2 protein-coding genes are annotated in these 414 nt (G+C 61.1%); one reads left to right on the top strand and one right to left on the bottom strand.

The features are described from left to right. A partial coding sequence (locus tag EOA29_RS42580; RefSeq protein WP_210213248.1) for a hypothetical protein occupies positions 1 to 181 on the bottom strand: 181 nt, incomplete at its 3' end. A gap of 49 nt (positions 182 to 230) precedes the next feature. On the opposite strand from EOA29_RS42580, the gene rplJ reads away from it, so the two are divergent. Continuing rightward, on the top strand, positions 231 to 414 hold a 184-nt coding region (gene rplJ / locus EOA29_RS40455; RefSeq protein WP_127222606.1), incomplete at its 3' end, for a 50S ribosomal protein L10.

Consider the following 414-nt stretch of genomic DNA (forward strand, 5'->3'; position numbering starts at 1 on the left):
GGGCCTGCATGAGACGGGTGAAGACCCGACAAAGGAGCGAACGCTCCAATGAAAGGTTCGAACCGTGTTTGCCTTTTGTCAGCGCATCGCCGGCTTGGCCGTCGGTGTGGCGAAAGGGGGCAGGATCCTCGAGCGCCGTTCGGGAGATCCGTTTTTGGATAGCCCGGCCGGCAAAAGGCAACCCGACTTCTGACCTCGTGAATGAGGCAGGGGTCAACTGGAGATAGGCAGTGGACAGAGCGGAAAAACGCGAACTCGTCACGGGCCTGAACGAAGCGTTCTCGAACGCGGGTTCAGTCGTCGTGGCCCACTACGCCGGTATCACCGTCGCGCAAATGAACGACCTCCGGTCGAAGATGCGCGCCGCCGGTGGCACCGTCAAAGTCGCGAAGAACCGTCTCGCCAAGATCGCTC

Source organism: Mesorhizobium sp. M1E.F.Ca.ET.063.01.1.1 (genome assembly GCF_003998155.1).
Classification (GTDB): Bacteria; Pseudomonadota; Alphaproteobacteria; order Rhizobiales; family Rhizobiaceae; genus Mesorhizobium.